This window comes from Actinomadura sp. 7K507, assembly GCF_004348425.1.
GTDB lineage: Bacteria > Actinomycetota > Actinomycetes > Streptosporangiales > Streptosporangiaceae > Spirillospora.
Map to the genome: position 1 here is coordinate 1 of NZ_SMKK01000433.1, position 3,381 is coordinate 3,381.

The following is a 3,381-nucleotide window of genomic DNA, read 5'->3' on the forward strand; positions in this document are numbered from 1 at the left end:
GGCGGGCTCGGGGTCGTCGCGGTCGAAGCTCAGCCGCTGCACGCCGTCGCCCTGGCCAGGCGAACCAAGATCCTTGCCGTTGACGGTCAGGTCGACGCTGCCGCCGACGCCGATCACCAGGCGGATCTTCCTATCGGCCTTCCAGTCCTTCACGTCGCCCTTGCGGAGCATGCCGTTGAACAGCGTCTTGCCCTTGTCGTCGCGGGCGGCCAGCCACGTCGTGCGCTTGGCCTCGACCTGCACCTGGACCTCGGTGCGCGGCGCCGCCGCGACCGGGTCGCTCTTCTTGGGCGGAGCGGGCGTGGCGGGAGCGGAGGAGGGCGAGGCGGGCGTCCCGGCCACCTGCTGCGCGGTGCGCCGCTCGCCGCCGCCGTCGTGCCCGATCACCTGGACCACCCCGTAGATCACCACGAAGGCGAGGGCGAGCGCCATCGCGGCGCTCCAGTTCGGCGCCCGGCGCTCACGGAACGCGACCGGCTGCTCCGGCTCGAACGCCGACACGGCCGAGACCGGCTGCGGCGCGCCGCCGTGCGCCGCGTCGAACTCCGCGACGAGCGGTTCCGGATCGATGCCGATGACGCGGGAGACGCTGCGGATGTGCCCGCGAGCGTAGAAGTTGCCGCCGCAGAACGAGAAGTCGTCGGCCTCCATGCCGCGGATCACGGTCTCGCGTATCCGCGTCTGGAGACTCACCTGTGTCACCGAGAGACCGGCCCGCTGACGCTCCTCCGCCAAGGTCTCACCGATGCTCACGCCGGGCCTCCTGAGGGCACTCGTCGCCGATCTCCAGTTACACCAGTCTAGGAACGGCCATGCCCGCTGGGCGACACGCGACACGTTCGAAACAGGGCAAGATTTCGCATCATTCCGCCATGCCCCGACCGTCCCCGGCGCGGCCTCGCCTCAGTCGCCGCCGCGCAGTTCCGCTAGCACCCCGGGAAGATCGTCCGGCTTGGCCAGCACGTCCCGGGCCTTGGAGCCCTCACTGGGCCCGACGATGTCGCGGCTCTCCATCAGGTCCATCAGGCGCCCGGCCTTGGCGAACCCGACGCGGAGCTTGCGCTGCAGCATCGACGTCGACCCGAACTGGGTGGACACGACCAGCTCGATGGCCTGGACGAGCAGGTCCATGTCGTCGCCGATCTCCTCGTCGATCTCCTTCTTCGGCGCGCCGGCCGCGGCGACGTCCTCCCGGTAGCTCGCCTCCATCTGCCCCTTGCAGTGGTCGACGATGCCGCCGATCTCCTTCTCGGCCACGTAGGCGTTCTGGATCCGCATCGGCTTGCTCGCGCCCATCGGCAGGAACAGCGCGTCGCCTTGCCCGACGAGCTTCTCCGCGCCCGGCTGGTCGAGGATGACGCGGCTGTCGGACAGCGACGAGGTCGCGAACGCCAGCCGGGACGGCACATTCGCCTTGATCAGCCCGGTGACCACGTCCACCGACGGCCGCTGCGTCGCCAGCACCAGGTGAATGCCGGCGGCGCGGGCGAGCTGGGTGATGCGCACCACCGAGTCCTCCACATCCCGCGGCGCGACCATCATCAGATCCGCCAGCTCGTCCACGATGACCAGCATGTACGGATACGGCGTGTAGACACGCTCACTACCGGGCGGCGCGGTCAGCTTGCCCGCCTTCACCGCCTTGTTGAAGTCGTCGATGTGCCGGTACCCGGACGCCGCCAGGTCGTCGTAGCGGCGGTCCATCTCGCCCACGACCCAGTCGAGCGCCTCGGCGGCCTTCTTCGGATTGGTGATGATCGGCGTGATCAGATGCGGGATCCCCTGGTACATCGTCAGCTCGACCCGCTTGGGGTCCACCAGGATCATCCGCACCTCGTCCGGGGTCGCCCGCATCAGCACCGAGGTGATCAGCCCGTTGATGCACGTCGACTTGCCCGCACCGGTCGCGCCCGCGATCAGGATGTGCGGCATCTTCGCCAGGTTCGCCACCACCGTGCGCCCCTCGACGTCCTTGCCCAGCCCGACCACCATCGGATGGTGCTCGTTCGTCGCCGCCGGCGAACGCAGCACGTCGCCGAGGCTCACGATGTCCTTGTCGGTGTTGGGGATCTCCACCCCGATCGCCGACTTACCGGGAATCGGGGAAATGATCCGCACATCGGCGCTCTTAACCGACAGCGCGATGTTCTTGGTCAGCGCGGTGACCTTCTCCACCTTCACCGCCGGCCCCAGTTCGATCTCGTACCGCGTGATCGTCGGACCCCGGGTGAACCCCGTGACCTGCGCATCGATATCGAACTGCTCCAACACGCCGGTCAGCGCGCTCACCACCGTGTCGTTGGCCTTGGTACGAGCCTTGGACACGCTGCCCGGACGCAGCGACGACGGGTCCGGCAGGACGTAGATCTCGCCGGACGACGACAGCGGCAGCTGCTCGGACCGGCTCGGGGCCGGCGTCGGGTCCGGCACCTGCGACTGCGGGAGGTCGCCGCCGGCCACGTGCTCCTCCATCGGCGGCTCGTCGTCGGCCGGGGGCGCGGGCGGCGGGACGTCGGCGTGGAACGGGTCCGGCTCGAACAGCTCGTCGGCGAGGTCGCGCTGCGGGGGGACGGCCTTCTTCGGATCGTCCTCCAGCAGCGGCGTGTCGTACGGCCTGGAGTGCTCGCCGACCTCCAGGTCGCCGGACTCCTCCTCGGGCTTCTTCTTGCGGCGCCGCTTCTTCGGCGCCTCCGCGCCGCCCTCGCTCTCGCCGGCGGTCTCCCGCTGCGGGCGTCCTTGCAGCGTCGCCACGGCCCACAGGTCGGAGACCCGCTCGGGGACCCGGTTGATGGGCGTCGCGGTGACGACCAGCAGCCCGAACCCCGACAGCAGGAGCAGCAGGGGGACGGCCACCCACCCGCTGAGCGCGGCGTCCAGCGGGGCCGACACGACCCAGCCGACCACGCCGCCCGACTCGCGCACCCCGTCCATGTCGTCCGCGGGCGACGGGACGCCCGCCGCGATGTGCAGGATGCCCAGCACCCCGACGCCGAGCGCGGTCATGCCGATGACGACGCGGCCGGTGTCCTCGTGGTGCTCGGGATGGCGCAGCGTCCGCCACGCCAGCAGGGCCAGGAGCACGGGCAGCGCCATCGCGATGATGCCGAGGCCGCCGCGCACGACCTTCTCCAGCGCGATCGTGACGACGCCGTCGGGCTGGAACCAGGTGACCGAGGCCAGCACGATGGACGAGCCGAGCAGCGCCAGCCCCAGCCCGTCGCGGCGGTGCTCGGGGTCGAGGTTGCGGGCGCCGTGCCCGTAGGCGCGGAACACCGAGCCGACCGTGACGGCCGCGAGCAGGTAGAGCTTGAACAGAAGCTTGAAGAACCCGAGGACCGCCTGGGAGATCGGATCGGGCTTCTGCGGGGGACGGCCCCGCCC

At 70.5% G+C, this 3,381-nt stretch carries 2 protein-coding genes; both read right to left on the reverse strand.

The window, feature by feature from the left end; translation table 11 throughout:
* Nucleotides 1–753 (reverse strand): RodZ domain-containing protein (locus E1285_RS43950; protein WP_132160837.1); only part of this gene is annotated, 753 nt, incomplete at its 3' end.
* Nucleotides 754–903: 150 nt separating this feature from the next.
* Complete coding sequence (locus E1285_RS43955) at nucleotides 904–3,348, reverse strand: DNA translocase FtsK (RefSeq protein WP_132160838.1); 2,445 nt, start codon at nucleotides 3,346–3,348, stop codon at nucleotides 904–906.
* Nucleotides 3,349–3,381: the final 33 nt, after the last annotated feature.